At 67.5% G+C, this 26,870-nt stretch carries 22 protein-coding genes; 9 read left to right on the top strand and 13 right to left on the bottom strand.

Features of this window, described 5'->3' with window-relative positions:
* The first annotated feature begins 14 nt into the window (after positions 1 to 14).
* A complete protein-coding gene (locus tag ABQE89_RS24415) occupies positions 15 to 1,280 on the top strand; it encodes a competence/damage-inducible protein A (RefSeq protein ID WP_448421476.1) in 1,266 nt (421 codons plus the stop codon).
* Positions 1,281 to 1,291: 11 nt separating this feature from the next.
* Here ABQE89_RS24415 and ABQE89_RS24410 read toward each other — a convergent pair whose 3' ends face one another.
* A complete protein-coding gene (locus tag ABQE89_RS24410; RefSeq protein WP_448421474.1) occupies positions 1,292 to 1,786 on the bottom strand; it encodes a macro domain-containing protein in 495 nt (164 codons plus the stop codon).
* Positions 1,787 to 1,857: 71 nt separating this feature from the next.
* Here ABQE89_RS24410 and ABQE89_RS24405 point away from each other — a divergent pair, with 71 nt between their 5' ends.
* Positions 1,858 to 2,082 (top strand): hypothetical protein, encoded by a 225-nt coding sequence (locus ABQE89_RS24405; protein ID WP_448421472.1) that lies wholly within the window; start codon positions 1,858 to 1,860, stop codon positions 2,080 to 2,082.
* Here the strand turns inward: ABQE89_RS24405 and ABQE89_RS24400 are convergent, their stop codons facing one another.
* The 3 genes from ABQE89_RS24400 to ABQE89_RS24390 all read right to left on the bottom strand — a co-directional run bounded on the left by ABQE89_RS24400 (position 2,083) and on the right by ABQE89_RS24390 (position 4,234).
* Positions 2,083 to 3,009 (bottom strand): alpha/beta fold hydrolase, encoded by a 927-nt coding sequence (locus ABQE89_RS24400; protein WP_448421470.1) that lies wholly within the window; start codon positions 3,007 to 3,009, stop codon positions 2,083 to 2,085.
* A 37-nt stretch (positions 3,010 to 3,046) separates the two neighbouring features.
* On the bottom strand, positions 3,047 to 3,895 hold the full coding sequence (locus tag ABQE89_RS24395) for a hypothetical protein (RefSeq protein WP_448421468.1): 849 nt from the start codon (positions 3,893 to 3,895) through the stop codon (positions 3,047 to 3,049).
* A gap of 102 nt (positions 3,896 to 3,997) precedes the next feature.
* Complete coding sequence (locus tag ABQE89_RS24390) at positions 3,998 to 4,234, bottom strand: hypothetical protein (RefSeq protein WP_448421550.1); 237 nt, start codon at positions 4,232 to 4,234, stop codon at positions 3,998 to 4,000.
* A gap of 209 nt (positions 4,235 to 4,443) precedes the next feature.
* Here ABQE89_RS24390 and ABQE89_RS24385 point away from each other — a divergent pair, with 209 nt between their 5' ends.
* Entirely contained in the window at positions 4,444 to 4,947 is a 504-nt protein-coding gene (locus ABQE89_RS24385; protein ID WP_448421466.1) for a hypothetical protein, read from the top strand.
* Here ABQE89_RS24385 and yaaA read toward each other — a convergent pair.
* The 3 genes from yaaA to ABQE89_RS24370 form a co-directional block, all read right to left on the bottom strand.
* A complete protein-coding gene (gene yaaA, locus ABQE89_RS24380; protein ID WP_448421464.1) occupies positions 4,944 to 5,690 on the bottom strand; it encodes a peroxide stress protein YaaA in 747 nt (248 codons plus the stop codon). The genes ABQE89_RS24385 and yaaA overlap by 4 nt on opposite strands.
* A 27-nt stretch (positions 5,691 to 5,717) precedes the next feature.
* Positions 5,718 to 6,305 (bottom strand): NlpC/P60 family protein, encoded by a 588-nt coding sequence (locus tag ABQE89_RS24375; RefSeq protein ID WP_448421462.1) that lies wholly within the window; start codon positions 6,303 to 6,305, stop codon positions 5,718 to 5,720.
* Positions 6,306 to 6,599: 294 nt separating this feature from the next.
* The gene (locus ABQE89_RS24370; protein WP_448421460.1) at positions 6,600 to 7,736 is read right to left on the bottom strand and encodes an alkaline phosphatase family protein; all 1,137 of its coding nucleotides are present in this window, start codon (positions 7,734 to 7,736) and stop codon (positions 6,600 to 6,602) included.
* 127 nt (positions 7,737 to 7,863) lie between these two features.
* On the opposite strand from ABQE89_RS24370, the gene ABQE89_RS24365 reads away from it, so the two are divergent.
* From ABQE89_RS24365 to ABQE89_RS24350, 4 genes are all read left to right on the top strand, one after another.
* Positions 7,864 to 16,956, top strand: coding sequence for an ATP-binding protein (locus tag ABQE89_RS24365; RefSeq protein WP_448421458.1), 9,093 nt, complete (start codon positions 7,864 to 7,866; stop codon positions 16,954 to 16,956).
* Positions 16,957 to 17,032: 76 nt separating this feature from the next.
* Positions 17,033 to 17,254 (top strand): hypothetical protein, encoded by a 222-nt coding sequence (locus tag ABQE89_RS24360; protein WP_448421456.1) that lies wholly within the window; start codon positions 17,033 to 17,035, stop codon positions 17,252 to 17,254.
* Positions 17,255 to 17,345: 91 nt separating this feature from the next.
* Positions 17,346 to 18,119 carry an ArsR/SmtB family transcription factor gene (locus ABQE89_RS24355; RefSeq protein ID WP_448421454.1) on the top strand — a complete coding sequence of 258 codons (774 nt, stop codon included), beginning with the start codon at positions 17,346 to 17,348 and terminating at the stop codon, positions 18,117 to 18,119.
* On the top strand, positions 18,116 to 18,841 hold the full coding sequence (locus ABQE89_RS24350) for a DUF899 family protein (RefSeq protein ID WP_448421452.1): 726 nt from the start codon (positions 18,116 to 18,118) through the stop codon (positions 18,839 to 18,841). Before ABQE89_RS24355 ends, ABQE89_RS24350 begins: the two co-directional genes overlap by 4 nt.
* An 80-nt stretch (positions 18,842 to 18,921) precedes the next feature.
* Here ABQE89_RS24350 and ABQE89_RS24345 read toward each other — a convergent pair whose 3' ends face one another.
* Positions 18,922 to 19,581 carry an MBL fold metallo-hydrolase gene (locus tag ABQE89_RS24345; RefSeq protein WP_448421450.1) on the bottom strand — a complete coding sequence of 220 codons (660 nt, stop codon included), beginning with the start codon at positions 19,579 to 19,581 and terminating at the stop codon, positions 18,922 to 18,924.
* Between the two features lie 97 nt (positions 19,582 to 19,678).
* Here ABQE89_RS24345 and ABQE89_RS24340 point away from each other — a divergent pair, with 97 nt between their 5' ends.
* Positions 19,679 to 20,965 carry a nucleotide disphospho-sugar-binding domain-containing protein gene (locus ABQE89_RS24340; RefSeq protein WP_448421548.1) on the top strand — a complete coding sequence of 429 codons (1,287 nt, stop codon included), beginning with the start codon at positions 19,679 to 19,681 and terminating at the stop codon, positions 20,963 to 20,965.
* On the opposite strand, the gene ABQE89_RS24335 is transcribed toward ABQE89_RS24340, so the two are convergent.
* Positions 20,962 to 21,621: an alpha/beta hydrolase family protein gene (locus ABQE89_RS24335; RefSeq protein ID WP_448421448.1), complete on the bottom strand. Its 660-nt coding sequence runs from the start codon at positions 21,619 to 21,621 to the stop codon at positions 20,962 to 20,964. The two genes, ABQE89_RS24340 and ABQE89_RS24335, sit on opposite strands and share 4 nt — an antisense overlap.
* A 70-nt stretch (positions 21,622 to 21,691) precedes the next feature.
* Between ABQE89_RS24335 and ABQE89_RS24330 the strand changes: the two genes are divergently transcribed.
* Entirely contained in the window at positions 21,692 to 22,060 is a 369-nt protein-coding gene (locus ABQE89_RS24330; protein ID WP_448421546.1) for a hypothetical protein, read from the top strand.
* Positions 22,061 to 22,065: 5 nt separating this feature from the next.
* On the opposite strand, the gene ABQE89_RS24325 is transcribed toward ABQE89_RS24330, so the two are convergent.
* From ABQE89_RS24325 to ABQE89_RS24310, 4 genes are read right to left on the bottom strand one after another with little or no spacing between them, the layout of a single operon-like run.
* Positions 22,066 to 23,256 carry an NADH:flavin oxidoreductase/NADH oxidase family protein gene (locus tag ABQE89_RS24325; protein ID WP_448421446.1) on the bottom strand — a complete coding sequence of 397 codons (1,191 nt, stop codon included), beginning with the start codon at positions 23,254 to 23,256 and terminating at the stop codon, positions 22,066 to 22,068.
* A gap of 49 nt (positions 23,257 to 23,305) precedes the next feature.
* Complete coding sequence (locus ABQE89_RS24320) at positions 23,306 to 24,091, bottom strand: glutamine amidotransferase (RefSeq protein ID WP_448421444.1); 786 nt, start codon at positions 24,089 to 24,091, stop codon at positions 23,306 to 23,308.
* Between the two features lie 27 nt (positions 24,092 to 24,118).
* Positions 24,119 to 26,359, bottom strand: coding sequence for a catalase/peroxidase HPI (katG, locus tag ABQE89_RS24315; protein WP_448421442.1), 2,241 nt, complete (start codon positions 26,357 to 26,359; stop codon positions 24,119 to 24,121).
* Positions 26,360 to 26,398: 39 nt separating this feature from the next.
* Complete coding sequence (locus tag ABQE89_RS24310) at positions 26,399 to 26,854, bottom strand: Fur family transcriptional regulator (protein WP_448421440.1); 456 nt, start codon at positions 26,852 to 26,854, stop codon at positions 26,399 to 26,401.
* Between the last annotated feature and the right edge of the window lie 16 nt (positions 26,855 to 26,870).

Raw genomic sequence — 26,870 nt, 5'->3', positions numbered from 1 at the left:
TAGTGTTCTACGGCGTGAGCGCGCGTGCCGGCATCGTCGTGACGGGAACCGAGGTCCTCACGGGCCGGGTACGGGATGAGAACGGGCCCTGGCTGGCCGACCGACTTCTGGAACTCGGTGTCGAGTTGGCGCACATCACGATGTGCGGGGACCGACCGCAAGACATCCTCGCGCAACTGCGGTTCCTGGCCGCCGAGGGCGTGGACCTCATCATCACCAGCGGCGGACTCGGCCCGACCGCCGACGACATGACGGTGGCGACCGTCGCCGAGTTCTGCGGCCGGGAGCTGATTCTGGACAGCGGTCTCGAGGCCACGATCAACGACATCGTGCAACGGCTGATGGCGCGCTTCCCCCATGTGGACGCCGAGGCGATCCGCGCGTCCAACCGCAAGCAGGCGCTCATTCCGGCGGGGGCGCAGCCCCTCCAGCCGGTGGGCACCGCACCGGGAGTCGTGGTGGCGGGGTCTCCGACGGTGGTCGTGCTGCCCGGGCCGCCACGCGAGCTGCAGCCGATGTGGTCGACGGCGCTGGAAACGCCTGCGGTGCAGGAGGCCATCGCCGGGCGCACCATCTACCGGCAGCGCACGCTACGGATGTTCGGGTTGCCGGAGTCCGGGCTGGCCGACACCTTGCGCGAGGCCGAAAATCGGGTCGGCGGTTTCGACCGGCTCGAGATCACCACGTGCCTGCGGCGCGGTGAGATCGAGATGGTCACCCGCTACGAACCCGACGCCGCGGACTCCTATGCCGCCCTCACCGCACTGCTGCGGGAGCGGCACGGAAGCGAACTGTTCTCCGAGGACGGCGCCACCGTCGACGAACAGGTGGCCCGATTGCTGAGCGGGCGATGGATCGCGACCGCGGAATCCTGCACCTCGGGGCTGCTCGCCGCGCGGTTGACCGACCTCGCCGGATCGTCGGCATACGTGGCCGGGGGAGCGGTCACCTATTCGAACGAGGCCAAGGCCGAACTGCTCGGGGTGGACCCGGCGCTGATCGAAACCCACGGGGCGGTCTCTGAGCCGGTGGCCGACGCGATGGCCCGCGGGGCGCTGGCCCGCTTCGGCGCGGACACCGCGGTCGCGATCACCGGTATCGCCGGACCGGGCGGCGGGACCGCCGAGAAACCCGTGGGCACGGTGTGCTTCGGTGTGCGACTTGCCAACGGCCAAAGCGATATTCGCACCATGCGCCTGCCCGGCAGTCGGTCCGACGTCCGCGAGCGCTCGACGACGGTCGCGATGCATCTGCTGCGCCGTGCACTGATGGACAGCTAGCGGCGGCGCGCTTACGCCTCGACCGCGGCGCGGAAGGCCTGTTCGGCGTGGTCGCCGTGCACCGCGAACACCACCCGCCGCAGGGTCCGCGGCGAGTGTGCCCGCACCGCACCGACCATCAGGCGCGCGGCATCGTCGACGGGAAAGCCGCCGACCCCTGTTCCGAACGCCACCAGAGCCAGCGAGGCGCAGCCGAGTTCGTCGGCGCGGGCCAGGGTGGACCGTGTCGCGCGCTCGATGGTCTCCGCCGACGTCGGGCCGCCCAGTTCCATCGTCGCCGCATGGATGACGTAGCGCGCCGGCATGGCGCCCGCGGTCGTCTCGACCGCCTCACCCAGCCCGATCGGTGCCTTCTCGGCCGACTCCCGCTGCACCTCGGGCCCGCCCGCCCGGGCGATGGCGGCGGCCACGCCGCCGGCGTGGCGCAGGTGGGTGTTGGCGGCGTTGGCGATGGCATCGACCTCGAGCTTGGTCACGTCGGCCTGGACCACTTCCAAATCGATCATCGACACATCCTCTCGCGGCCACCCGACGTCGATCCGCTAACGTACGCGGTCGACACAGGAGGAGTACCCCAATGACTGCCACTGACGAGCGAAACGAACTGTCCGAGCTCGCCGTGCAGGCGGGTTGGCATCGCCGAGACGCAGATCGCACCGACTACTACTCCCGCAGTCCGGTGCGTGTGCACGTGATCTGGCAGGGCAACCAGGCGATCAGCGGGGGCGCGCTGTACCACGACGACGTCCTGATGGCCTACACCAGGGATCTGTCGACCGTGCGCGGCTGGCTCAAGCGCTGATCACCGCGCCGGTCGATCGGCGTACTCGTCCCAGAGCTTGACCATGGTGCGCAGGATCTCCTCGGCGCGCCCCAACCCGGCCAGGTGGCTTTCCCCTGGCATCGGATACAGCTCGGCGTCGGACAGGCGCGAAACCACATGCCGGCCATGGCCATACGGAACGATATGGTCGGCGTCCCCGTGCCACCACCGCACGGGCACCGTGATGTCCTCGAGCCGGAAACCCCAGTCGCGGGCGAAGACCACGACATCGGAGAACGGGGCCGCCATCTGCTTGCGGCTGCCGTTGAGGATGTCGTCGAGGAACATCGCCTTGATCTCGGGGCGGGCCAGCAGCGCGCGGTCGGCCTCCGGAGACACCCGACCGTAGAGGTCGGCGACCGGGGAGGCCACCGGGCGGATCAGCCGGATCAGCGCCGTCGCCACCAAGCCGACCTGGGTGCCGGCCACCTGAAGCAGCGGCGCCACCCGCGTACCGACATTGCCCATCAGACCACCGGTGATGGCGTCGGCGCCCAGGGTCGGGGCCACCCCGCCGATGACACCGGCGCCCACGACGCGGTCGGGCATCGCCGCCGCGCAGGCCAGGGTGTAGGGGCCGCCGCCGGAGAGGCCGACCACGGTCATCTTGTCGATGCCGAGCGTGTCGGCGATCGTGCGCAGGTCGTCGGCGAACGCCGACACGGTGTCGTACTGGTGCGGTGTCGACGAACCGATGCCCGGCCGGTCCAGGCCGATCAGGCGGACACCCTCTTTCTCGGCGTAGACCCTGGCCTCCATCGGGATCTGCCGGCGTGCGCCGGGAGTGCCGTGCAGCCAGAAGACGGTACGTCCGCGCGGGTCGCCGAACTCGGCGAACCCGATCTGACGGTTCTCGCCGACGGCGATATTGCCTTCCAGTTTCGGGCGGGCGATTGCGACAGCCATGCCCGAATTGTCTCACGACGCCCGCGGATTTCCTCCGCTAGGCCCGGCGGAACAGGTAGGACGCCACCGTGGTCAGGCGGTTGTCGACGCCCTCGTCGTACATGAGGACACGCACCGCCACGGTGCCGTCGGGACCCTTCATCGGTTCGGTCTCCACCCGGAAGGGGCCCGCCTTACCGCGGGCCATGAACATCACGTGACAGGACACGCCCTGGAGCTGATCGGTGCCCGCCGATTCGGCGGCGGTGTCGACGGCGGCGGTTTCCAGGATCACGAACTGCGGACCGATGTGCAGCGCCGCATCCGGGGAGGCGACCTCCACCGCGAGTTCCGGCAGACCCCAGTACCCGTCGGGCCTGCGGTATCCGCCGAACACCTGCCACAGCGGCGGTAGGTCGGGGGAGTCGACGACCTCGAGCGGATTGGCCTCCATCCGCTCCAGCCCGTCCGGCGGTGTACCGATGGTCACGCCCTGGCCCTCGATCAGGGCCAGCACCCGGTCGGGCCGGTCGGCGTCGACGATCTTGGCGCGGCTGTAGCCCATCTGCCGTCCGACCTTGAGTTCCCGGGAGATCACCTCGAAGCGGTTGACGCCGTGGCCCGGGTCGAGGATCTGACACGAGTGGATGACCGGGTTGGGCACCGCCTCCAGATCGGACATGTGACCGCTTTCCGGTGCCGAGATGCCCAGCACCGCGAACAGCAACCCGCCGCTGGTGTTGCGCATGTCGCGGCGAACCGTGACGGTGTTGTCCTCGGGTCCGAGGTCCATCTGCGCATAGCTGCGACCGATGTAGCGGTAGCTCAACAACCCGCCCCAGCGCCGGCGTAGCTCGGCGGCATACTCCTCCGGCGAATCGGTCAGTTCGCGAATGTCGCGCAGCATGGACGGTCCCTTCGGTTGCGTTGACGGATACGTCGATTCGGACGTGGTCGACGCGGGCCGACCCGCGGCCGTCTGCCGGACCGTGGGTGCCCGCGTCGGGGGTCAGAGAATATTGCGGCGGGGAGTCACGCCCATGATGTAGTCGGGTGGAAAGGACATCTCGATCACCCGCAGTTGATCGTTGGCCTTGGACTCCAGTTCCAGCACGACACAATCCGCGCCGACGCTCTTGGATTCCAAGACGATGTAGTGCTGACCGCCACCGTTGACGTCGGTGATTGGGTCCCCTGAGCGCAGTGCCTCGACCGGTACCAGGTCGGGGGCTTTGGCGGGGTGAATCTCCACGGTTGCAACGTTAGGTGAACACCTACGGGCGAGGGGCCGCTTTGGCCCACCGTCGGCGACCGCGAAACGTACGTTAGCGAGGCCGCGACTCGCACTTTCCCTCGCTAACGTGCATCTCGGGGAGTGGGCGAACCGGCGCGGCGCCCCGCGCATCGATGGTTTACTCCTACCTGCGAGGTGATCCGAGTGACAGGGACAAGACGATGGCACAGACGAGACGGTTTGTGATCCTGGCGGCGGCCGTGGGCCTCGCCGCGCCATTGGCGCCGGTGATCGGAGACGGCGCGGGCACCGCGGGGGCATCCAACGGCGGCACCACGATCGCGTTCTCGCAGATGCTCAGAAGGTGTGACTTCAGCGAGACCGACTTCAACGGACCGACGGGATTCGCAAGGACCCTCGGCACCGTGCGGACCGACGGATCCACCGTGACGGCCGATCTCCAGATCGCCACCGCGATCCCCAACACCCACTACGACGTCCGGTTGATCCAGGTGCCCAGGCCGTCGTCGGCGACGTGTCACGCAGGCGATCCCGGCGTCACGGCGGGGGCGTTGAACACGGACGGGGTGGGCGCTGCGAGCACCACCGTGCAGGGGGCCGTCGAACCGAGCGCGACCGGAGTGTGGGTGTTCATCAGTCGCCCGGATGCGTTCTCGCAGAACCCCGCCGAGTTTTACACGTCCGATTTCATCGTCCCGGTCTAGGCCTCGACGACCACGGTCAACCGGCTGTCCCGCCGCTCCACTCGCATACCCGCGCGCCGCGCGACCGCGGCGACTCCCGCCGCGTCGTCGGGCTCGGCTCGGGTGGCGGCGAGAAGGCGGGCGAGGCGGCCCTTGTGGGCCTTGTTGAAGTGGCTGACGACGGTGCGCCTGCCGTCAGGGTGTTCGGCGACCACCTCGACCTGCACGGCGTGCGGCATCCGCCCCAGCGCGGCGTAGGACCCCGACCGCAGGTCGACGACCAGGTCGCGCCCGGCGATCTCGTCGAGCACGGGTTCCAGCACCGGTCGCCACCGAGTCGCGAGCGCCGGGCGCCCCGGCAACTTCGACGTCGCCGACAGCCGATAGGCCGGAATCGGATCGTCGGCGCGCAACAGCCCGAACAGGGCCGAGCCGATCGTCAGGCGGGCTCGCGCGCGGCCGGCCGCCGCACCGGTGAGCGACCCGACGTCGAGCGCGTCGTAGAGCACGCCGGTGTAGCGGGCGATCGCGGGCAGTGTCGGCGCGCTGCGAAGCGCCGCGTTGCGCTCGATCTCGGCGTCCTGTGCTTCGGACAGGCCCAATGCACGCCGAGACGCCGGACGGTCGCCGGCGAGCGCGACGAGCTCGTCGAGCAGCGCGGTGCGCATCGGCGTCAGGCCCGGCGAGCTCAACGTCTCCAAATGCAGCGGTGGGCCCGCACCGCCCGCGCGCTTGGTCTCCGACGGCGGCAGCAGCACAATCACGCCGCAGACGCTATCTGCCGTTCAAGATCAAGCGGGCGGAGGCACGGGTGCCGGGGGCGCCCCGGGTGCGGGCGGAGCCGGCGGCGGGGGCGGTGCGAACGGGTCGACCGGCGGCGGGGGCGGTGCGAACGGGTCGACCGGCGGCGGGGGCGGAGGCGCCATGAACGGGGGTGGCGGCGGAGGTGCCTCGCCCGCGGCCAGCGTGACCGGAACGCCGGGACCCATCGGCGGCATCGGCTGTTCGGGCGGCAGCGGAAGGAACATGTGCTTGGTGAACTGCTTCTGGTAGGCACCGCCGCCGCCGACCTTCACGCCACCGCCCTCCCCCGAGGACACCGGGGTGCCGTCGGGCAGGGTGACCGCGGTGTGGCCGCTGTTCCAGCCGACCACCAGTGCGCCGGGCTGCGTGCCGTACTGGAAGCCGCGCGCGAGAAGGGCCTGTTCGATGTTTCCGGTGTGGAACCGGTCCCCGTATACGGGACGTCCGGTCGCCGCGTTGGTGACCCATGAGACCAGGCCGGAGCAGTCCGTACCGGCGGGGGAGTCCCCACCGGTGACGTACGGCGTGCCCGACACCGAGTTCACGAGCGTCAGCAGCGTCGCGATAGCAAACATGCGGCCGGACGTTAACAGAGCGATTTGTAACGGACCAAAATGTGTGACTACATTCACGCAAATAGGTGTGATGCGCTTCACAGATGAAATGGTCTATGCCTTAGTTCACCGGATCTACTTGTGCTTTCAGAGATTTCAGCGGTATCGAAATGTTATGGATAGGCACCCATAACGAGTCCACTTAGAAGAGCCGGTATTCGGTCGTCAATGAAACAACTCGCCAATACGCTGGCAATGAAAGCTACTGGAAATTAAGGGATTTCGCCGGAGATACCGAATGCGACGGGTCGACCGTCAGCCGTGAGCGAGAAGCAACGGAACGCGCTGCTCGGCATCGGTCAGTGAGCCGTGGTGGCCGATGAGCGAAGATTCGAGCGGTTCTACCCTGCGTCGCACCACCGCGGCCGGGCCGTATGCGGCCACGACGACGTCGCCGATGCGCCGCCGAACCTCGTCGTCGACGGTGGCGCCGAACCAGCCGTTGGCGATCGCCTCGTCGCGCGACACCACCCAGGCCAGCCCGGCGAGCGCGTCGCGCCAGCCGGCCAGCACGTCTTCGATGGCGCCCGGCACGACATAGACGTGGCGCGCTCGCGGCTCACCGCCGATGTCCTCGACGCCGTCGAGCAGTGCCGGCCGGGCATCGAGGTCCACGGTGGCGTCGGCCGCCACCGACACCATCCCGTGGTCGGCCACTACCGCGAGAAGTCCGCCCGGCGGCAGTCCCTCGACCACGGACTCCACCAGCCGGTCTACCTGGCGTAACTGCATCCGCCACGCCGGCGATCCCGGCCCGTACAGGTGGCCGAGCAGGTCGAGTTCGCTGTGGTAGCCGTAGCAGAACCCGCCGTCGACGACGACCTCGTGAACTCTTGCGGCCAGATCGCCGAGCGCGTGCACGCCGACGTAGCGACCGCCGCGAAGCACCGCGCGGGTGAGCCCCGAATTGGTGAACTCCGCGCCGGACACGACGCTGACCTGCACGCCGGCCGCGGAAGCTCGTTCGAACGTGGTGGGCATCGGCTGGACCTGCTCGGGCGGAAGCGCGTCCCGAAGGTCCTCGCCCCAGGGGTGATAGCGCCACCGCAGCGGGTTGATCACGCCGACGTCGGGCAACCGGAACGAGTAGCCGACCAGACCGTGTTCTCCGGAGCGGCAGCCGGTTCCCACCGCGGCCAGTCCGGCGACCGTAGCAGAAGGAAAGCCGACTTGTAGCGTCTGGCCACGCAGGTCCGCCAGCGCGGGGGCATCCGCGGCGTAGGTGTCCAACAGTTCGGCGCCCAGACCGTCGATCAACAGCACACAGGCGCCCGAGACCTCTGCGGGAAGCGCGATACGGCCGTCGAAGTGCGCGACGCCCATCGCCGACAGCACCGAGGGCACCACGTCGGCCAGGTGGGGGGCGTCGAGATCCGGTTGCGGGGTGTCCACGGCCCGAGCCTGCCACACCGCCCCGCCGCCAAGGCGCCTTTGACAACGCAATGACCAGGCTTTACTCGACCTTGACTGTGTGTTGAATCCACGATTTGACGCTGGTTGCGTGATTACGCTTTCTCAGGTGGAGCTGGGGGTTCTGGGGCCTCTGCACGTCCGGCAGTACGGCCTGCCGGTCGCCATCCCCGGTGCCAAACCCCGGGCGATTCTCACGATGCTCGGCCTGCACGGCGGGTCGATCGTGTCGGCGGATCTTCTTCTCGAGTTGCTCTGGGGCGACGGCCGGCCGCGTACCGCCGCGAAGGCTCTGCAGACCCACATCTCGGCGTTGCGGCGCGCCCTCGGGGACGGTTTCGTGGTGACGGAGGGGACCGGGTGGACGCTGGCCACGACGGAGATCGACGCCAGCCGGTACAAGGCGGCCATCAAGGCGGGACGCGAAGCGGTCGCAGCCGGTGACACCAGCCAGGCGGTGGCTCGGTTCGACGAGGCGCTGGCGCTGTGGCGCGGCGTTCCCGAACTGCCCGACGAGCCACGCGGTGTGTCCGAGCGGACCCGCTGGCTCGAGGGCCACGCCGCGTTGGTGGAGGACCGGGCCGACGCGCTGCTCGCGTCGGGTCGGGCCGCGGAGATCATCGGAGAACTGGAGGCGGCCGTCGCCGACGCGCCGCTGCGCGAAAGACGTTGGGGTCAGTTGATGCTCGCCCTGTACCGGGCCGGCCGACAGGGTGAGGCCCTGGGGGCCTATCAGCGGGCCCGGTCGCTGCTCGCCGACGAACTCGGCGTCGATCCGGGTCCGGAGCTGCGCCGGCTCGAGGCCGCGATCGTCGCCCAGGACGACGCGTTGGAAGTGCCGGTGTCACCGCAGCTTTCGGTGATGACGCGAGCGGTGACCTTCCTGCTCACCGACATCGAAGGCTCGACCGCGGCCTGGGAAGCGGACGCCGCGGCGATGGCGGTGGCGTTGGCGCGGCACGACGAGATCGTCGAGCAGGTCGTGACGTCGCGGGGCGGACGGCTGATCAAGACTCGCGGCGAGGGGGATGCGACGTTCTCGGTCTTCGACCGGCCCTCGTCGGCCGCGCTCGCCGCGATCGAGCTGCAGGAGGCGATCCGGCACGAGCCGTGGACGCTCACGACGCCCATGTGTGTGCGTGTCGCCCTGCATACCGGTGAGGTGGAACTCCGCGACGGCGACTACTTCGGTCGCGCCGTCAACCGCGCCGCACGATTGCGGTCGCTGGCCGTCGGTGGCCAGATCCTGTGCTCCGGCGCGACAGCCGAACTGGTCATCGATTCGCTTCCCGAGGACGTCGTGCTGGCCGATCTGGGCACGCGTCAGCTGCGCAACCTGGCGCGTCCGGAGCATGTCTTCGAACTTCGGTTGCAGGAAATTTCTCAAACCCGCGCGCCCACCACCGACGAACCCCTGGCCCGCCCGCCGCTGCCCGCGGTGCTGGCGGGATCGGGCCCGTTCGTCGGGCGCGACGACGAACTGGAGCGGCTGCTGGCCGTATGGCAGTCGACGCTCGCCGCAGGCACGCGCGCGGTGCTGATCGCCGGCGAGCCGGGCGTGGGCAAGACACGGCTGGCCGGTGAATGGTCCCGCCGGGCGTTCGACGCCGGCGCCGTCGTCCTCTACGGCCGCTGCGACGAAGACCTGGGGGCGCCGTATCAGCCGTTCGCCGAGGCACTTCGGTCGCTGGTGTCCAGCCTGGGTGCGGACCGGTTGCGCGGTCTGCGCGGCATCGAGGCACTGCTCCCGATGGTCCCGCTGCTGGCCGACGCGCTGCCCGACCTGGCCGCGCCCCACCACGCCGACCCGGACACCGAACGCTACGCACTCTTCGACGCCGTGGTCGCGCTGTTGTCGATCGCGGCCACTTCCGCGCCCGTGGTCCTGGTGCTCGACGATCTGCACTGGGCGGCCAAGCCGACGCTGCTGCTGTTGCGCCATCTTCTGCGGTTCGGCGAACAGGCCCGCGTCCAGGTGGTGGGCACTTACCGCAGCACCGATCTCGACCGCTCTCATCCGCTTGCCGCGATGCTGGCCGATCTTCATCGTGACGGCTCGGCTGATCGGCTCGCGCTCGGTGGCCTCGACGACGAGGACGTCACCGCCTACGTCGCCGCGGCGGGCTACGACGACGACGAGTTGGCTCGAGCCCTCTCGTCGGTCACGGGCGGCAATCCGTTCTTCCTGATCGAGGCGCTGCGCCACGTGGATGAGAGCGGTGGTCATTGGGATCCGAGCACGCTGCCGCAGGGGGTTCGAGAAGCGGTGAGCCGCAGGCTTTCCCGGCTACCGGCAGAGACCAACAAGGCACTTGCCGCCGCGGCGGTCGTCGGAAGTCGTTTCGCACTCACCCTGGTCGAGAGTGTGGTTGGCGACGACCTCGTCGACGCCCTCGACGACGCGTGCAAGGCGGGGATCGTCATCGAAGAACCCGGCGGACGCTACCGGTTCAACCACGCCCTGGTCCGGCAATCGCTGCTCGCCGAGCTGCCCTCCGTACGGCGCATGCGCCTGCATCAGCGGATCGCCGCGACGCTGGAGACCGAGCCGGGCGCCGACGACGAACTGCTCGCCGACCTGGCCCACCACTATTTCGAATGCGCCTGGGCCGGCAACGCGGCCAAAGCCGTCGAATACTGTCGGCGGGCGGCTGACCAGGCAATGGCCCGGCTGGCCTACGAAGGCGCGGCGGACCTCTACGACATGGCGCTGCACGCGCTCGACGAGCTCGACGACGAACTGCCCGACCGTGACCACCAGCAAGCCGAACTGCTGCTGGCGCGATGTGAAGCGCTGCTGGCGGCGGGTGATGTGGTGTCGGCGAAGGGCGCGGTCTCGCAATTACAGGATGCGGCGGGCGATTCCGCGCGCCTGGCGGCCTGGGGGACGTGTTTTGACGGTCAGCTCTCGATGCTCACCGATCCGGAGCGGTTGGACGAGATCGAGTCCGCGGTGGCCGCGGCCGCCCAGACCCTGGCCGGCTTGAAGGACGCCGCGGGCGAGGCCAACGCCCACACCGTACGCGCCGGATGTCTGGCCCGTCTCGGGCGCATCGCCGATTGTGAAACCGCGTTGGACCAGGCGTTGACCGCGGCCCGACGAGCGCGTGAACACCGCCGGGTGAACGCCGTGCTGGCGGGCGCCCCGCTGGCGGCGCTGTGGGGGCCTAACCCGGTGCCGCGTGCGGGCGGCCGGTGTCTGGATGTGGTTCGACTGCTACGCATCACGACGGGTTCGCCGGTGGTGGAGGCCACCTCGACCAGGTGCCAGGGCGTGCTGGACGCGTTTCGCGGTCGCGCGACGGCAGGCCGCCAACTCATCGACTCGGCGCGACGCACGCTGGCCGAACTCGGTATGAGGCATGCCCTGCTCGAGGTCGCCCAGTTCGCCGGCATCGTCGAGTTGGTCGCCGACGATCCCGCGGCCGCCGAGCCGCATCTGCGGCGAGCCTACGATGGCTTCCGGCGAATGCGCCTCGACGCCGACACCGCCGAGACCGCGGCGCTGTTGGCGAGGGCCTGCCTGGCACTCGGCAGAACGAGCGAGGCAGACGAGTTATGTACGGAAAGCGAGCGTCTGGCGGGCCACGCGCTGAAGGCCTCGATCGCCTGGCGGACGGTACGCGCACAGCTGCTGGCGCGCAGTGGCGCGCACGATGAAGCTCGCAGGGTAGCGCAGGAAGCTGTGGCGATGGCCGAGCGTACCGATGCATTGGTCGAACACGGTGATGCCTGCCTTGCGTTGGCCACGGTATTGAGCGAGGCCGGTGATTCGACGGCGGCGCGGGTGGCCTGCGAACGCGCATTGGAGCTCTACGAACGCAAAGGCGCTGTGGCACTGGCGGACAAGACGCGTGGGCTTCTCGGCTCAGGTGGCCTGCCGACCGCAGACGCACCATCACAAGAACCGGCCGTCGTGCTCGACAACGCCTGCGTGCGGGCACTCCGTCGGCTAGATGCCGCTTTCGATCGCGAGGCTTGGGATGAGCTCGAAGGTCAGGTAGCGCCCCGGGTGACCATGGAGAGTCGGCGAAAAATCGTCGGCATCACTCGCGAAGAGCTGCCGTCCGACGAATGGTTACGCCGCGCAAAGTCTTATCCGGCGACCGGCGCGGTGCGGCACAGCCACGTCGTCGTCGACGTGCGCGGGGACCGCCTAGCACTCACCCGATTGGAAATCGGCACGGCGGACGACACTCCGGGCGCGCCGCGAGACGAGCTGCTCCAGCTATACGGCCTCGACGAGAACGGTCGAATCGCACTGCAGGTCTGGTTCGACGCCGATGACATGGACGCCGCGGTCGCCGAACTCGATGCCACGTGTGCGCGGCTCGGGAGCCTAGATCGGCACGCACCGTTGGAAAACACGGCGACCAGGGCCGATGACCACTTGCTCAAGCTTTATGCCGAGAAACGCTTAATCGAAGTCGGTTCGCTGTTCACCGAGAACTCCCGACTCGATGACAGGCGCCGAGGTCTTCGTCGCGAGACCAACGGTCGCCGACCAATGGTCGAGAATATCCGCGCCATCGCGGGCCTCGGCACGGCCATCACGAAGCGGACTCTTGCTCTTCGCGGCGACAGCCTCTGCCTGAGCCATGTGCGATTTGACCAACGGAGCGCGGGGCCCGCGGCATTCTGCGTTGAAGCCTTGGAGATCACCGAGGTCGACTCCGACGGATCGATCGTCGGCAAGGTTGAATTCGACAGCGACGACGTCGACGCTGCGTTCGCCGAACTCGACGCCCGATACATCGCCGGGGAAGCGGCACCGTACGCCGACATGTGGTCAGTGATCACGGATATGTTCGTCGCGCACAATCGGCGCGAAGTACCGGCGACGACTCCGAATCCGATCAGCGTCGACCACCGCCGGGTAGCGGCGTTCGCGCCGGGGGAGGGTATCGACTACATCCGCGCCGGGTGGGATCTCGACCAAACCGTCCACGTCTACATCGAGGCTCTACATCGAGTGAACGACCTCGGCGCCGTATTCACCTGGACAGGACGGGGCGCCTCGCAGGTGGGCTCCGACGCAGAGTGGCGGGGCGTCGAATTGGTCATGCTCCAGGGCGATCTGATCGACCGCGCCGAACTTTTCGACGAAGCAGACCTCGACACCGCGCTGGTTCGCTTCGATCGGCTGAGCCGACCGTTGCCGCGTCGGGAAACCGCGATGGGCCGAGTGGTCGAGCGTTTCACCGCGTACTTCGCCGAGCGGGATTGGGACGCCATGGCAGAGATGGTGTCCGAGGACTTCTTGGGCGACGACCGTCGCCACGTGGTCAACGCCGGAGTGGAACGAGGTCGGGACACCGAGGTGGCGAAGTCACGCGTCGTCGCCGACCTTGGCGCCCAGAAGATGGCGGTGGACATCATCGCGACCCGCGGCGAGCGCCTCGCCCTCTGTCGAGCCTGTATCTCCGGTGAAGACCAGCGCCCCGGGGAATTCCGCATCGAGTTTCTCGGTGTCGTCGAGATCGACACCGAGGATCGGATGGTGGCCCGCATCAGCTTCGATCTTGACGACATCGACGCCGCGGTTGCGGAACTCGAAGCCCGCTACCTTGCCGGCGAAGCGGCCCCCTACGCGCACACGTGGTCCGTGATCGCGCGCAACTATGCGGCGTTCGATCGTCGTGAAATACCCTCGACGACAGCCATTCTCGACCACCGCCGAGGCACATCCTTGACGTCAGAAGCCGCTCGCGACACCATTGGGTACATCGAGACGGTGCACAGGCTGACTCATTCCGGAGCGGTCGTCACCCAGGTCGCGAGGAGGATGACACTTCAGGTCGCCGAGGTCGGATGGAGAGAGATCTGTCTGCTGACAGTCAACGGCGAAGTCATCAGTGGCTGCGAGCTTTTCGACGACACCGATCTCGTGGCTGCGATAAGACGCTTTGACGAAGGGTCCCAATCGGCGGAGCACCCGGAGAACATGGCAAGCCAAGTATGTGAGCGGCTGTTCGAAACGTTCGCGATCCGGGACTGGGCTGCCATGGCGGATCTGCTGGCTGCTGACTTCCACGGCTATGACCGTCGGTCGCTAGTGGACGTCGATCTTCACGGTCCGGAAGCCGTGGTCGACAGTTTCCGGGCAGGAGCTCAATTCGGGATTCCATCGGCATCGTCGACGGTGGTCGCGACCCGGGCCGAGCGCTTGGTTCTCACCCGGGTCCGCTACTCGATGGATTACGAGCAGCCTGACGCCTTTCAAGTCGATCTCCTGCAATTGTTGGAGATCGGAGCCGACGAGCGCATCACCGCGATCGTCACGTTTGATCCCGACGACCTCGAGGCCGCGCTCACCGAACTCGACGCGCGATTCCTCGCGGGGGAGGCGGCGCCGCACGCGCAGATGTGGTCGCGGGTCGCAGAGGCGTACGCCGCACTCATGCGGCGAGAGCTGCCGGCGACGACACCCGACTGGGTCGACATCGACCATCGCCGGCTCGCGCCGGTCGAAACGGGATACCTGGCGGCGTACGTTCGCGACGCCCAGAGCCTGTGGGGCGCCATCTACATCGAGGCCGTGCATCGGCTCAGCGACGCGGGAGCAGTGGTCACCCGAGCCATCGATGCCACCTCCATGGACGGCTTCGACGCCGAATGGCGCGAGATCGACCTGTTGACATTCGAGGACGACAGGATCAGCCGCCTCGAAATATTCGACGAAGCCGACCTCGCAACGGCGATTGCGCGGTTCGACGAAATCGCGCGGCCGGCGCCACGGCCGGAGAATGCGGCAACTCGAGTCTACGAACGATTCAACGCGCACCTCATGGCCCGCAATTGGGATGCCATGTCGGCGCTGATGACCGACGACGCGTGCAACGACGACCGTCGTCGAGTGGTGAACGCCGGCGTCCAACGGGGCAGGGACGCTCTGCTCGCAGACCTACGGCAGATCGTGGCGGTCGGGGCCAGGCACCACGAGTCGACCGTAGTGGCGACGCGCGGGCAGTCGCTGGCGCTCACCCGTACTCGCGTATCCGGAGGCGACCAGGCCGAATCGTTCGGCCTCGAAATGCTGACCGTTATCGAGATCGAGGCCGACGGCCGCATCACCGAGGGCGTCACGTTTGACCTCGACGACATGGACGCCGCCATCGAGGAGCTCGACGCGCGCTACGCCGCCGGCGAGGCGTTGCCGCACGCGGCCATGTGGACCAGCATCGCCCGCGCGTATGCCGCGTTCAATCAGCACCAGCTACCCGCGACCACCCCCGACTGGGTGAATATCGACCACCGGCGCATCACCCCGATCGCACCGGGTGAGCTGTTCACCTATGTGCCGACCTCGTGGGCGCTCGCACCGAACATTTACAACCACATCGAGGTGGTGCACCGGCTGACCGATCGAGGAGCGCTGCTCACCAGGGTCGCAAGGGGAACGACTCGAGGCGGCTTCAACGCTGAATGGCGGCTCGTCTGCCTGGTGATGTTCGAAGCCGAATTGCTCAGTCGGGTAGAGCTATTCGACGAAGCAGATCTCGACACCGCGATCGCCAGGTTTGACGAACTCACAATGAGGGTGCCACAGCTTCGCAATACCGCGACCGAAACCTGGCAACGGTTGGCCGAGGCCTTCAATCGCCGCGATCTCGCAGGGTTTCTCGGGCTCACCACCGCCGACGGACGCTATGAGGATCGGCGCAAGGGCCTGGGGGACTCGCTCGAAGGGCCAGCGCGCCAGAAGGTCATCCACGCGGTGTTCGAGACTGCGCCCAGCGATTGGCAGATGGAGGTGAAGCCCATCGCCGTCAGAGGAGCGCGCCTGTCACTGACTCGGGAGTGTTACCGCGACACGGCTGATGCCAATCGACCTGTCGCCGTGGAACTCCTGCGGGTGATGGAAGTCGGTCACGACGATCTGATGCATGACTTGATCACCTTCGATCCCGACGACCTCGCCTCGGCGGTCGAGGAACTCGACGCCCGCTACCTCGCCGGTGCGACACACCCCGTCAATACCGCCACCCGGCGGCGGCTTCACGTCGCCGATGCGTTGAACCGCCGCGACTTCGACGGCTTGGTCGCACTCAGCGCTGCGCAAGGATGCTATGAGGATCGGCGCAAGGGTTTGCGTCATGAGGCCCGCGGAACCGAGTTGCGCCGAGTGGCATACGGATTGAGTCCGATACCGACAGGTTGGGCGCTAGAAGTGATACCACTTGCCATCAGGGGATCGCGCGTAGCGCTCACACGTGACGTCTTCCGCGACACCACCGAGTCCGACCGGCCAATCACCGCCGAGCACATGACGCTCACTGAATCCGACGAAGACGGCTTGATCTGCCGTTCGGTGCTTTTCGATGCCGAGGCGGTCGACACCGCGTTCGCCGAGCTCGACGCGCGCTACCTCGCGGGCGAGGCGGCCGTCCACGCGGGCACATGGTCACGGATCACCGACGCATACGCCGCGCTCAACCGTCGCGAATTACCCCGCACGACACCGGATTGGACCAGTGTCGACCACCGCGCTGTGACCGCGTTCGCCCCTGGCGACCTCGCGCCATACATTTGTGCCGGGTGGGATCTGGGCGAGGAGTTCAGAGTCGACATCGAGGCTGTCCATCGGCTGACCGACCTCGGAGGAGTTGTCACCACGGCGGCGCGGGGGATCTCGCGAACGGGCTTCGACGCCGAGTGGCGACAGATCGCGTCGCTGACCTTCGAAGGTGACCGGCTCAACCGCCTCGAAGTCTTCGACGAGGCCGACATCGCCGCAGCGCTCACCGGATTCGACGCACTCCGTCAGGTCGTTCCGCAACTGGTCAACGCCGCCACGCAGGCCTGGGCACGGGTCGTCGACGCCACCAACAACCGGGACGTCGACGGCTTTCTGGCGGTCGCCGCCGCGGAGTGCCACTACGAGGATCGCCGAAAGGGCCTGCGCGACGAAGGAACAGCCCGGCCCGACGTGGTCCGCGCCCTGTTCGAGATCACACAGGGAATGCGGCTGGAAACCGTGACCGTCGCTATTCGGGGAGCTCACCTCTCGCTGACTCGCGATACATACCTCGATGTCGCGGAGTCCGGCCGGCCCATCACGGGGGAGCACCTGACCCTGACCGAGATCGATGACGACAACCTCGTGCGCACCTCGCTACGTTTCGATCCTGACGACATCGACGAGGCTATGGCCGAACTCAACGCACGCTGGGTCGCCACCGGCGAGGTCGCAGAGGATTAACGCGACCATCAACGACATCGGCTGGGAGGCCTTCGCCGCACGCCACACCGATGCCACGTTCGTCAACCACCGCCAGTTGTCTGCGCATCGCATCGAACTCGCCGAGATACTGGCCCATTGCGCGGCGGGTCTGGTAGCCCAGGTGTTTCTGACGGGCTCGCCCGACGACGGCTTTGCGGCCGAACTCCCGGTTGTCGCCCTCTTCCTCTTCGACGGCAAGCGAGTGACCCACGTCGAGAACTTCGAGTTCGACCAGCGCGATCAGGCGCTGACCCGCTTCCGCGAAATCACCGGATGACGCGGACTACTCGACCTTGACATGCCACCGACCGGCGGCCTAGCGTGAAAATATGCAGCCAATTAGCTGCATATTGTGAAGGCGGGTCGGGATGGACAAGGTTTTCAAGGCACTGGCCGACCCGAGTCGGCGCATGCTGCTCGACCGCCTGAACAGCAAGAACGGCCAGAGCTTGCGGGAGTTGTGCGCCGAGTTGTCGATGGCTCGGCAATCGGTCAGCAAGCACCTGGCGGTGCTCGAAGACGCCAACCTCATCACCACCGTGCGACGCGGCAGGGAGAAGTTGCACTATCTCAATGCCGAGCCCATCAACGCCATCGCCGACCGCTGGATCAACCAGTACGACCGCGCGCGAGTGCAGACGCTCGCGGACCTCAAGACAGCATTGGAGACACAGCCGATGAGCAGCACCGCGTTCGTCTACACCACCTACATCCGAACCACCCCCGAGCGACTCTGGCAGGCGATCACCGACCCCGCCTTCTCCACCCGATACATGGGCCACGCCGTGGTGTCCGACTGGAAGAAGGGCTCGACCTACGTCTGGACGGACCAGGCGGGACTCGAGATCGCCCACTCCGATCAGGTCATCCTCGAATCGGACCCGTACCGCAGGCTGGCGTTCACCTTCCACACCTTCGGGCCCGAACTCACCGCGGTGGGTCTCGACGAGGAGACGATCGCCAAGGCCGCAGCCGAACGGCGATCGCGGGTGTCCTTCGACATCGAGCCTGTCGAGGACGACCAGGTGAAACTGACGGTGATCCACGATGAGTTCCCACTGGAAAGCACTGTCCGCAAACTGATCTCGGGTGGCTGGCCGTGGAAGCTGGCCAACCTCAAGAGTGGATTGGAGGCGTCATGAACGCCCTGCCATCGGTCGTCGACCGAGCCACTTGGCAGGCGCAGATCGACGCGCTACGCGTCCGCGAGAAGGCGCACACCCGCGAAGGCGATGCGATTGCCGCAGCCCGCCGACGGCTGCCGATGGTCGAAATCGACGCCGCCACACCGCTGGTCGGCCCGGATGGTACGGTCACGCTGCTCGATGCATTCGAGGGACGCAGCCAGCTGATCGCGTACTACTTCATGTGGTATCCGGGCCGCGCGGCACCCGAGCAGTGCGAGGGCTGCACATGGTGCAACACGCAGGTGGCAGAGCTGTCCTACCTTCACACTCGTGACATCACCTACGCGGTGTTCTGCCAGGGGCCCTACGGCGAAAGCCGCCGCTACCGCGACTTCATGGGCTGGCAGATGCCCTGGTATTCGGCGCAGGACTCGCTCGACACGCTGCTCGTCGGGCGCCAGAAGAACCTCATGCACCTCGTGTGCTACCTGCGCGACAGCGACCGCGTCTTCGAGACGTATTGGACCAACTACCGCGGTGTGGAAACCATGGACTACGTCTTCGCTCTGATGGATCTCACCGTCTACGGCCGCCAGGAGGCGTGGGAAGACTCGCCGTACGAGTGGCCGGTGCGCCCGGTCGCCAATGACAGCGACCAGATGCGCAGCGACGGTCGCCCGATCGCTCAGTGGCCTCGGCTACACGCCGGACGGGCCGATGACCTGACGGCGACATAGCAAGACCGCCGCGAGCGACCGCGTTTGCACGTCGATTCCCTTTGAATGACGGCATTTCGCAGTCGCTCGCGGGTGGAGGATTAGGACGGCACGCTGGCCGTCGCCTGGGCGATGCACTGCGCCCAGCGTGTCGAGTCGACGGCTTCGAAAGCGGTGTCGCCGCCGAAGGCACTGGATATCACCAGATCAGGTGCGACGGTGCCCAGCAGCGTCAAACTGTCGCGCATGGCCGATGCGTCGCCGCGACCGGGCACCACGAACGTCGACCAGGTGCCGTCTTCAGTGGGGAACATGGTGTCGCCGGTGAACAGGTACCTCACGCCGTCGGCGCCCGTCACCAAATAGCAGGTGCTGCCGGGCGAATGTCCCGGCGTGGGCAGGACTTCCACATCGTTGGCGTCGACATGCCGGTCGTCACCGAGCGCCACGTCGACTCGTCCGTGCGCAGAAATGGCTTCCAGTTCGGCCGCGGGTGCGTGCAGTCGGCGGCCGAACCGTTCGGCGATCCGCGCCAGGTTGGGTCCCGCCTCGTCCTGGTGCGAAAGGTACTGGGCGCTGACCCCGCCCAGCGCGTCGATCGCGTCGAAGTCGGCGTCGGTGGCGGGGTTGTAGAACAAGACGTTGCCGGTCGGCCGCCGCCACAGGTAGGCGTGGGTGGTCAGGCCGGGAAACGGCGAGTCCATGCGAGTTTGAAAGAGATCTTCACGGACCTGGGTGAGGGTGTGTGTCGAGATAGCCATGACCCCACTCTGCTTCCTCAACCACTGTTGAGGTCAAGGCATGATCGGCATCACGTTTGATGCCGTCGGCACTCGGCAATCCGAACCCAGTCGAAAGGTGCTGAACTTGGGTCGAATCGTGGTCGCCGCCAGCCCACTTGCTGGACACGTCGTGCCGATGCTGCGCATCGGGGCGCATCTCAGAGACGTCGGCCACGACGTCGTCTTCATCACCGCTCCCGAGTACCGCGACGATGTCGACCGCGCCCAACTGCGCCTGGAACCGCTCGGACCCGCCGCACGCATCCAGACACCGCCGCAGTCCTGCCTCCCGATGCCCGGGTTGCTGCGCCGCTATCTGTTCGGAATGGCGGAGATCCACGCGACGTTCGTCGCGCCCCTGACGGCACAGTGGCAGGCGCTGCGCCGGGTCATGGCCGCCGGTCCGGTCGACGCGGTCCTTGCCGACGTCGCGTTCACCGGAGTGCTGCCGCTGGTGCTCGGAGAGCAACCCCGCCCACGCGTGTTCGCCGTCGGAGTCGGGCCGTTGACCATAACCAGCAGCGACGCCCCACATTTCGGGATGGCCTGGCAACCGCGGCCCCATGCCGACTACGCCGTGATGAACGAGGTGGTTCGACGGTTCCTGATGGGTCATGTCCACGGCAGGCTCGACGACGCGCTGATCGGCAACGCCACCAGAGGGCTGCCGGTATCGCTGGTGGACTGGCCGCGGTTGGCGGACAGGATGTTTCAGCTGACCGTACCCGCGTTCGAGTACCCGAGACGCGACCTGCCCGCCACCGTGCAGTTCGTCGGACCGGTGCTGCCGGACCTCCTGGATGACTTCGAGCCGCCGTCCTGGTGGGATGCCGTGGTTGCGGCGCCGAAGGTCGTCCATGTCACCCAGGGCACCTTCGACAACCGCAACCTCGACCAATTGATCTGGCCCACTCTGCGAGCGCTGGACGGCACCGATGCCGTCGTCGTCGCCACCACCGGGCTGCCACCGGATGAGCGCCAGTTCGTCGACCTGCCACCGAATGCGTTCGTCACCAACTGGATTCCGTACTCCGTGCTGCTGCCGCAGGTCGACGTGATGATCACCAACGGCGGATACGGCGGCGTGCAGCATGCTCTTCGGCACGGTATACCGTTGATCGTGGCCGGCGAGTCGTCGGACAAAGCAGAGGTGGCTGCCCGAGTTGCCTACACCGGCGTCGGCGTGGACCTGCGCACCGCGGCGCCTACGAGCCGCAGGATTCGGGCGGCGGTGGCCGAGGTCTTCGGCTCGTCTTCCTACCGTGGCGCCGCGATCAGAATCGGCATCGACATCGTGGAGTCGGACGCGCTGGCCGCGATCGACGGTGTCGTGACCGCGGCCGCCACGGCACCCGACCACTAAGAGGAGATTCGCGCCGCCACCTCGTCGGCGAGCGACAGCACCTGGGGGTCCTCGGCAGGTATGTAACGGTCGGTTACGGGATCGTATGCCGCACCGGCGATCGCGGCGTGGTCGGTGTCGAGTTCGACCAGTTCGACGGGCCACTGGTTGCTTCGCAACGTCTCGGCGAAGTCCCGGCTGACGGTCACCGGGACGACGTGGTCGCCGACCCCGTGCAGCAGCGTGATCGGTGACGGGTCGTGGCCCGTCAGGTCAGCGGGCAGTGGTTCGCCCGACACCGGGTCAGGCACGACGAACGCGCCGGCCAGACACACGGTGTGCGCGAACCGGAGTTCTAGATCTTTGGCATGGATCGTCGCACCGGCAGCGGCCAACCCGCCCATCGACCAGCCCACCAGCACCAGGCCGTCGGGGTCAGCGCTGCGCCCGCGGGCGAACTCGAGCGACGACAGCAGATCGGCGCGGCCGCGGTCCTCGGCGTTCGAATTCCAGTCGGCGACCACGACGGAAAAACCACGCTGCGCCACCCGTTCGGCGAGTGGTCGCATGGTCGCGCGCGCATCGGTCTGGGCACCGTGCCACATCAGGACCGTCGGTTGCGCCGCGTCGCCGAAGACGTCAGCGAGCCGTCCGGAGGCATATTCGACCGTGTTCATCCGGCGAGGGTTCCCGGCCCGAATGCAACTTATGCGCGGCGCCGAGCCGCTATCGTCATCAGCTGTGCGAATGCATGTCCTGGCACCGGTTCTGGCATCCGGTCTGATGGTCGCGGCCATGTCCGTCGCCGGGCCTGCATCGGCGGTCTGCTACGAGGCGAACTGCGTACCCAACGTCACGCGGAACGTCATGGCGAACGCGCCGTGCCAGCCGGGCAAGTACTTCAACTACGGACTCGACGCCGAGGGCAATACATTCGTGTGCAACAAGACCGGCGTGTGGACCGCGGCGGGCCCGCTGATCGGCATTCATAACGTGGCGATGCCGTGCACGACGGAGGGCACCTCGGCGCAGGGATCCGACGGTGTGGCGTTCATGTGCGCCGACATGGGCGGCGGATCGCTACGGTGGGCCCACCGCATCGACACGCTCGAGTGAGCGGGTCAGCGCACCACGATCCGGCGCACCAGCGCGTCCCGCGTGCTGGTGACCAGGTACTTGGCCATCGCGGCCTCCACGTTGCGCCCGGGCCTGGGTCGCCGGCCTTTGCCGATGCGGTGAATCTGGTCGGTGTACCACACCGTTTCGGCGGCCCCGGCCAGCTTGGGCACGCGACCCCGCCGCGGTAGGGCGGCGCTGACCGCTTCGTCACTGGTGAGGAGTCGCCGTCCGATGTCGGGTTCGAGCGCCAGCGGCCTGGCCACGCCGCACACGTCGACGGCGCCCGATCGCAGTGCCTCCTTCATCGCCGCGACGCTGCGCAGGCCGCCGGTCAACATCAGCGGCATCCGTGCCCGTGCGCGAACTCGTTCGGCGTAGTCGAGGAAGTACGCCTCGCGCGCCTGGGTCGACTCCGATGCACCGGTCATCATCGCCGTCGCCTCGAAGGTGCCGCCCGAGATCTCGAGCAGGTCCACACCCGCGTCGCCGAGGCTGTCGACAACGGCCATCGACTCGTCCTCGTCGAAGCCGCCGCGCTGAAAATCGGAACTGTTGAGCTTGACCGCGACGGGCACCGTGGGGCCGACCGCATCGCGGACCGCGTCGACGACCGCCAGCAAAAAGCGCCTGCGCCGCACGGGGTCCCCGCCCCACTCGTCGTCTCGCCGGTTGGTCAGCGGAGACAGGAACTGCGAGATCAGATAGCCGTGCGCGGCGTGGATCTGCACACCGTCGAATCCGGCCTGCACTGCGATGGCCGCGCTGCGTGCGAAACGGCCTGTCAATTCCTCGATTTCGGCGGCCGTCAGGGCCCGCGGCGGGGCGAATGCGCCGCGCAGACCGGTCATCTCCTGCGCGGACGGCGCGACCGGACGGCCGGACAACGTGCGCGGAATCTGCCGACCGGCATGGTTGAGCTGCATCCAGCACTGTGCGCCGCCCGCCCGAGCGGCCGTCGCCCACGTCCGCAGCATCTCGATGTCCCGCGCGTCCTCGACGACGACCTGGCGCGGTTCGGATACAGCGCCGCGCGCGACAATCACGTTACCGGTGATCACCAGCCCACACCCGCTGCGCGCCCACGCGTCGTACAGCCGTACATGCGCCGCGGTGGGTTTGCCTGCCAGGGTCGCCAACTGTTCGCTCATCGCCGCCTTGGCCAGACGGTTGGGCAGCGCTGCACCACAGGGCAATTCGAGAGATTGTGCGAGACTGTTCACCACTGGGCGACCCAGTACCTGTTCATGCCCGTCGAGTGTACCTCTCGACGAACCGGCGCAGTATCACCCCCGGGTACTCGACATTCCATTGCCGCGCTTCGACTTTCAAGGCTTCGGCCGATTCGGGTGCGAAATACCCGTAATTCTTGTACACGTCGATGCGGGTGAACAGACCGCTGAGGTCGAGTTCGGGATGAAACTGGGTGGCATAGACATTGCCGCCCACCCGGAACGCCTGGACCGGGCAGTCGGCCGAGGAGGCCAGGCAGACGGTGTCGGGGGGCAGCGCCGACGCCGCCTCCTTGTGTCCGCCGTAGGCATCGAACGACTCCGGCAGGCCTTCGAACAGCGGATCGTCGCGGCCGGCGTCGCACATCTCGACCCGCACACCGCCGACCGGTTCGCTGTAGGTGCGGTCGACGGTCGCGCCGATCACTGACCCCAGCGTGCCGATGCCGTAGCAGCACCCCAGAAACGGGAAGTCGTCGGCGACGATGCGCCGGACGAGCGGCAGCAACTCGGATTCGACGCGCCGCTGGGCCGCGGACTTGGCGGCGGGATCGTCGCTGACGTTGTAGGGCCCACCGCCCAGCACGATGCCGGACCAATCGTCGAGGTCGATCGGACCCAGCGGACCGTGGGTGAGTCGGACGCGGTGCAGGCCGTCGGCGTCGAGGCCACCGAAGCGCATCATCGCCCGGTACTCGTCGTCGGCGGCTTCGTCTTCACCGCGGATCGACAGCAGCAGAAACGGCCGGTCGGAATGCACAACACCCCGCGAGCCGGGTGAGCCCGCGGGGTGTCGCACGCATCTATTGTCGGTCAGGCACCGGGGTTATTGGTGCAGGTCGAACCGATCGTTGTTCATCACCTTCACCCAGGCGGCCACGAAGTCCTCGACGAACTTCTGCTTGGTGTCCTCCTGCGCGTAGACCTCGGCCAGCGCCCGCAGTTGCGAGTGGGAACCGAACACCAGGTCATTGGCGGTGGCGGTCCACCTGGGCTGGCCGGTGGCTCGGTCCACCCCCTCGTAGACGTTCTCGGCCGTCGAGCCCTTCCACTCCGTGCGCATGTCGAGCAGGTTGACGAAGAAGTCGTTCGTCAGCTTGCCCGGCTGGTCGGTCAGCACCCCGTGCTTGGTGCCGCCGTAGTTGGCGCCCAGCGCACGCAGCCCGCCGACCAGCACCGTCATCTCCGGCGCGGTCAGGTTGAGCATGTACGCCCGGTCCACCAGCAGACGCTCGATCTGGGTCTTCTCGTTGGGCCGGATGTAGTTGCGGAACCCGTCGGCCCGCGGCTCGATGACGGCGAACGACTCGACGTCGGTCTGTTCCTGCGAGGCGTCGGTGCGTCCAGGTGCGAACGGCACCGTGACGTCGAACCCGGCGTCCTTGGCCGCCTCCTCGACCGCCGCCGAGCCGGCCAGCACGATCAGGTCGGCCAGCGAGATCTTCTTGCCGCCGGACGCCGAGCCGTTGAAGTCCTGCTGGATCTTCTCGAGCACCGGCAGCACCTTCGAAAGCTCGGCAGGCTCGTTGACCTCCCAGTTCTTCTGCGGCTCCAGGCGGATGCGGGCCCCGTTGGCGCCGCCGCGCTTGTCGGTGCCGCGGAAGCTCGCCGCCGCTGCCCAGGCTGTCTTGATCAGCTGCGTGCCCGACAGGCCCGACTCGAGGACCTTGGCCTTCAACGCCGTGACGTCGGCGTCGTCGACGAGTGCATGGTCGACGGCCGGCACCGGGTCCTGCCAGACGTAGGTCTCGGTGGGCACCCACGGACCCACGTAGCGCGACACCGGACCCATGTCGCGGTGCAGCAGCTTGAACCACGCCTTGGCGAACGCGTCGGCCAGTTCCTCGGGATGGTCGAGCCAGCGCCGGGTGATGTCGGCGTAGATCGGGCTGAGCCGCATCGACAGGTCGGTGACCAGCATGTAGGGCTTGCGCTTCTTGGTCGGGTCGTGCGGCTCCGGGATGACGTCCTCGGCATCCTTGGCCACGTACTGCCAGGCGCCCGCGGGGCTCTTGGTCAGCTCCCACTCATAGCCGTACAGCGTCTCGAGGAAGCTGTTGTCCCACTTGGTCGGCGTCGGCGTCCACACCACCTCGAGGCCACTGACCACCGCGTCGGCACCCTTACCCGAGCCGTAGGCGCTCTTCCACCCGAGCTGCTGCTGCTCGATCGGCGCGGCCTCGGGTTCGGGACCGACCAGGTCGGCGTCGCCGGCACCGTGGGTCTTGCCGAACGTGTGGCCGCCGACGATCAGCGCGGCGGTCTCCTCGTCGTTCATCGCCATGCGGCCGAACGTCTCGCGGATGTCGAAGGCCGCCTTGATCGGATCCGGTTCGCCCTCCGGACCCTCCGGGTTGACGTAGATCAGGCCCATGGTGGTCGCGCCGTACGGCTCGGCCAGCTCCCGCTCACCGGAGTAGCGCTTGTCGGTGCCCAGCCAGGTGTCCTCGAAGCCCCACAGCGCCTCCTCGGGCTCCCAGATGTCCTCGCGACCGAACGCGAAGCCGGCGGTCTTGAAGCCCATGTCCTCCAGAGCCACGTTGCCGGCCAGCACCAACAGGTCCGCCCAGGACAGCTTGCGACCGTACTTCTGCTTGATCGGCCACAGCAGCCGGCGCGCCTTGTCGAGACCGTTGTTGTCGGGCCAGCTGTTGATCGGCGCGAAGCGCTGGGCGCCCTGGCCGCCACCGCCGCGGCCGTCGTGGATGCGGTAGGTGCCCGCGGAATGCCAGCTCATCCGGATGAACAGGCCGCCGTAGTGGCCATAGTCGGCTGGCCACCAGTCCTGCGATGTCTTCATCAACTCGGCGAGGTCGCGCTTGAGTGCGTCGAAGTCGAGCTTCTTGACCTCCTCGCGGTAGTTGAAGTCCGCGCCCAGCGGATTGCCCTTGACGTCTTGGGCGTGCAGCACCGAGACATCTACCTGGTTGGGCCACCAGTCCTGATTCCTCAGTGGCGCATGGGCTTTCGGGGTAGGCGAGGGAATTACAGGGTTTTCACTCTCGCTGGTGCTGCGGGTCTTGTCCGCCGAGTGTGGTGGGCGGGCGTCGGATGTATCAGGTGACACTGTGCAATTCCTTCCGGGGTTGGGTGAATCGGGCTGTGATCACGGTTGTGACCCGGTGAATTGAGTGGGGGAGCAGTCGGGGCACAGGCCCCAATAAACGACTTCGGCCTCGTCGACGACGAAGCCGTCGAGGGTCTCACCTGCATCCGCGGGCGTGAGACACGGCGCGTCGCCGACGGCGCAGTCGACATCTCCGATGACACCGCAGGACCGGCACACGATGTGGTGGTGGTTGTCGCCGACGCGCGATTCGTAACGCGCCACCGAGCCCGACGGCTGGATCCGACGGACCAGACGAGCGGCCGTCAAGGCGGCGAGCACGTCGTAGACGGCCTGCCGCGAGACATCGGGAAGAATGGCCCGTACCGCGCCGAAGATCGTCTCGGTGTCGGCGTGCGGATTGCCGTACACCGCAGCGAGTACCGCGAGCCGCGGGCGCGTGACACGAAGGTCAGCCGCGCGCAGCTGGCCCGCATAATCGGGCGTTGAGGGCACGCTGCCAATATGCCGT

It is taken from the genome of Mycolicibacterium sp. XJ1819 (assembly GCF_053483675.1).
The sequence above is the reverse complement of the archived record's forward strand: the minus strand, read 5'-3'. Positions and strand labels throughout refer to the sequence as shown.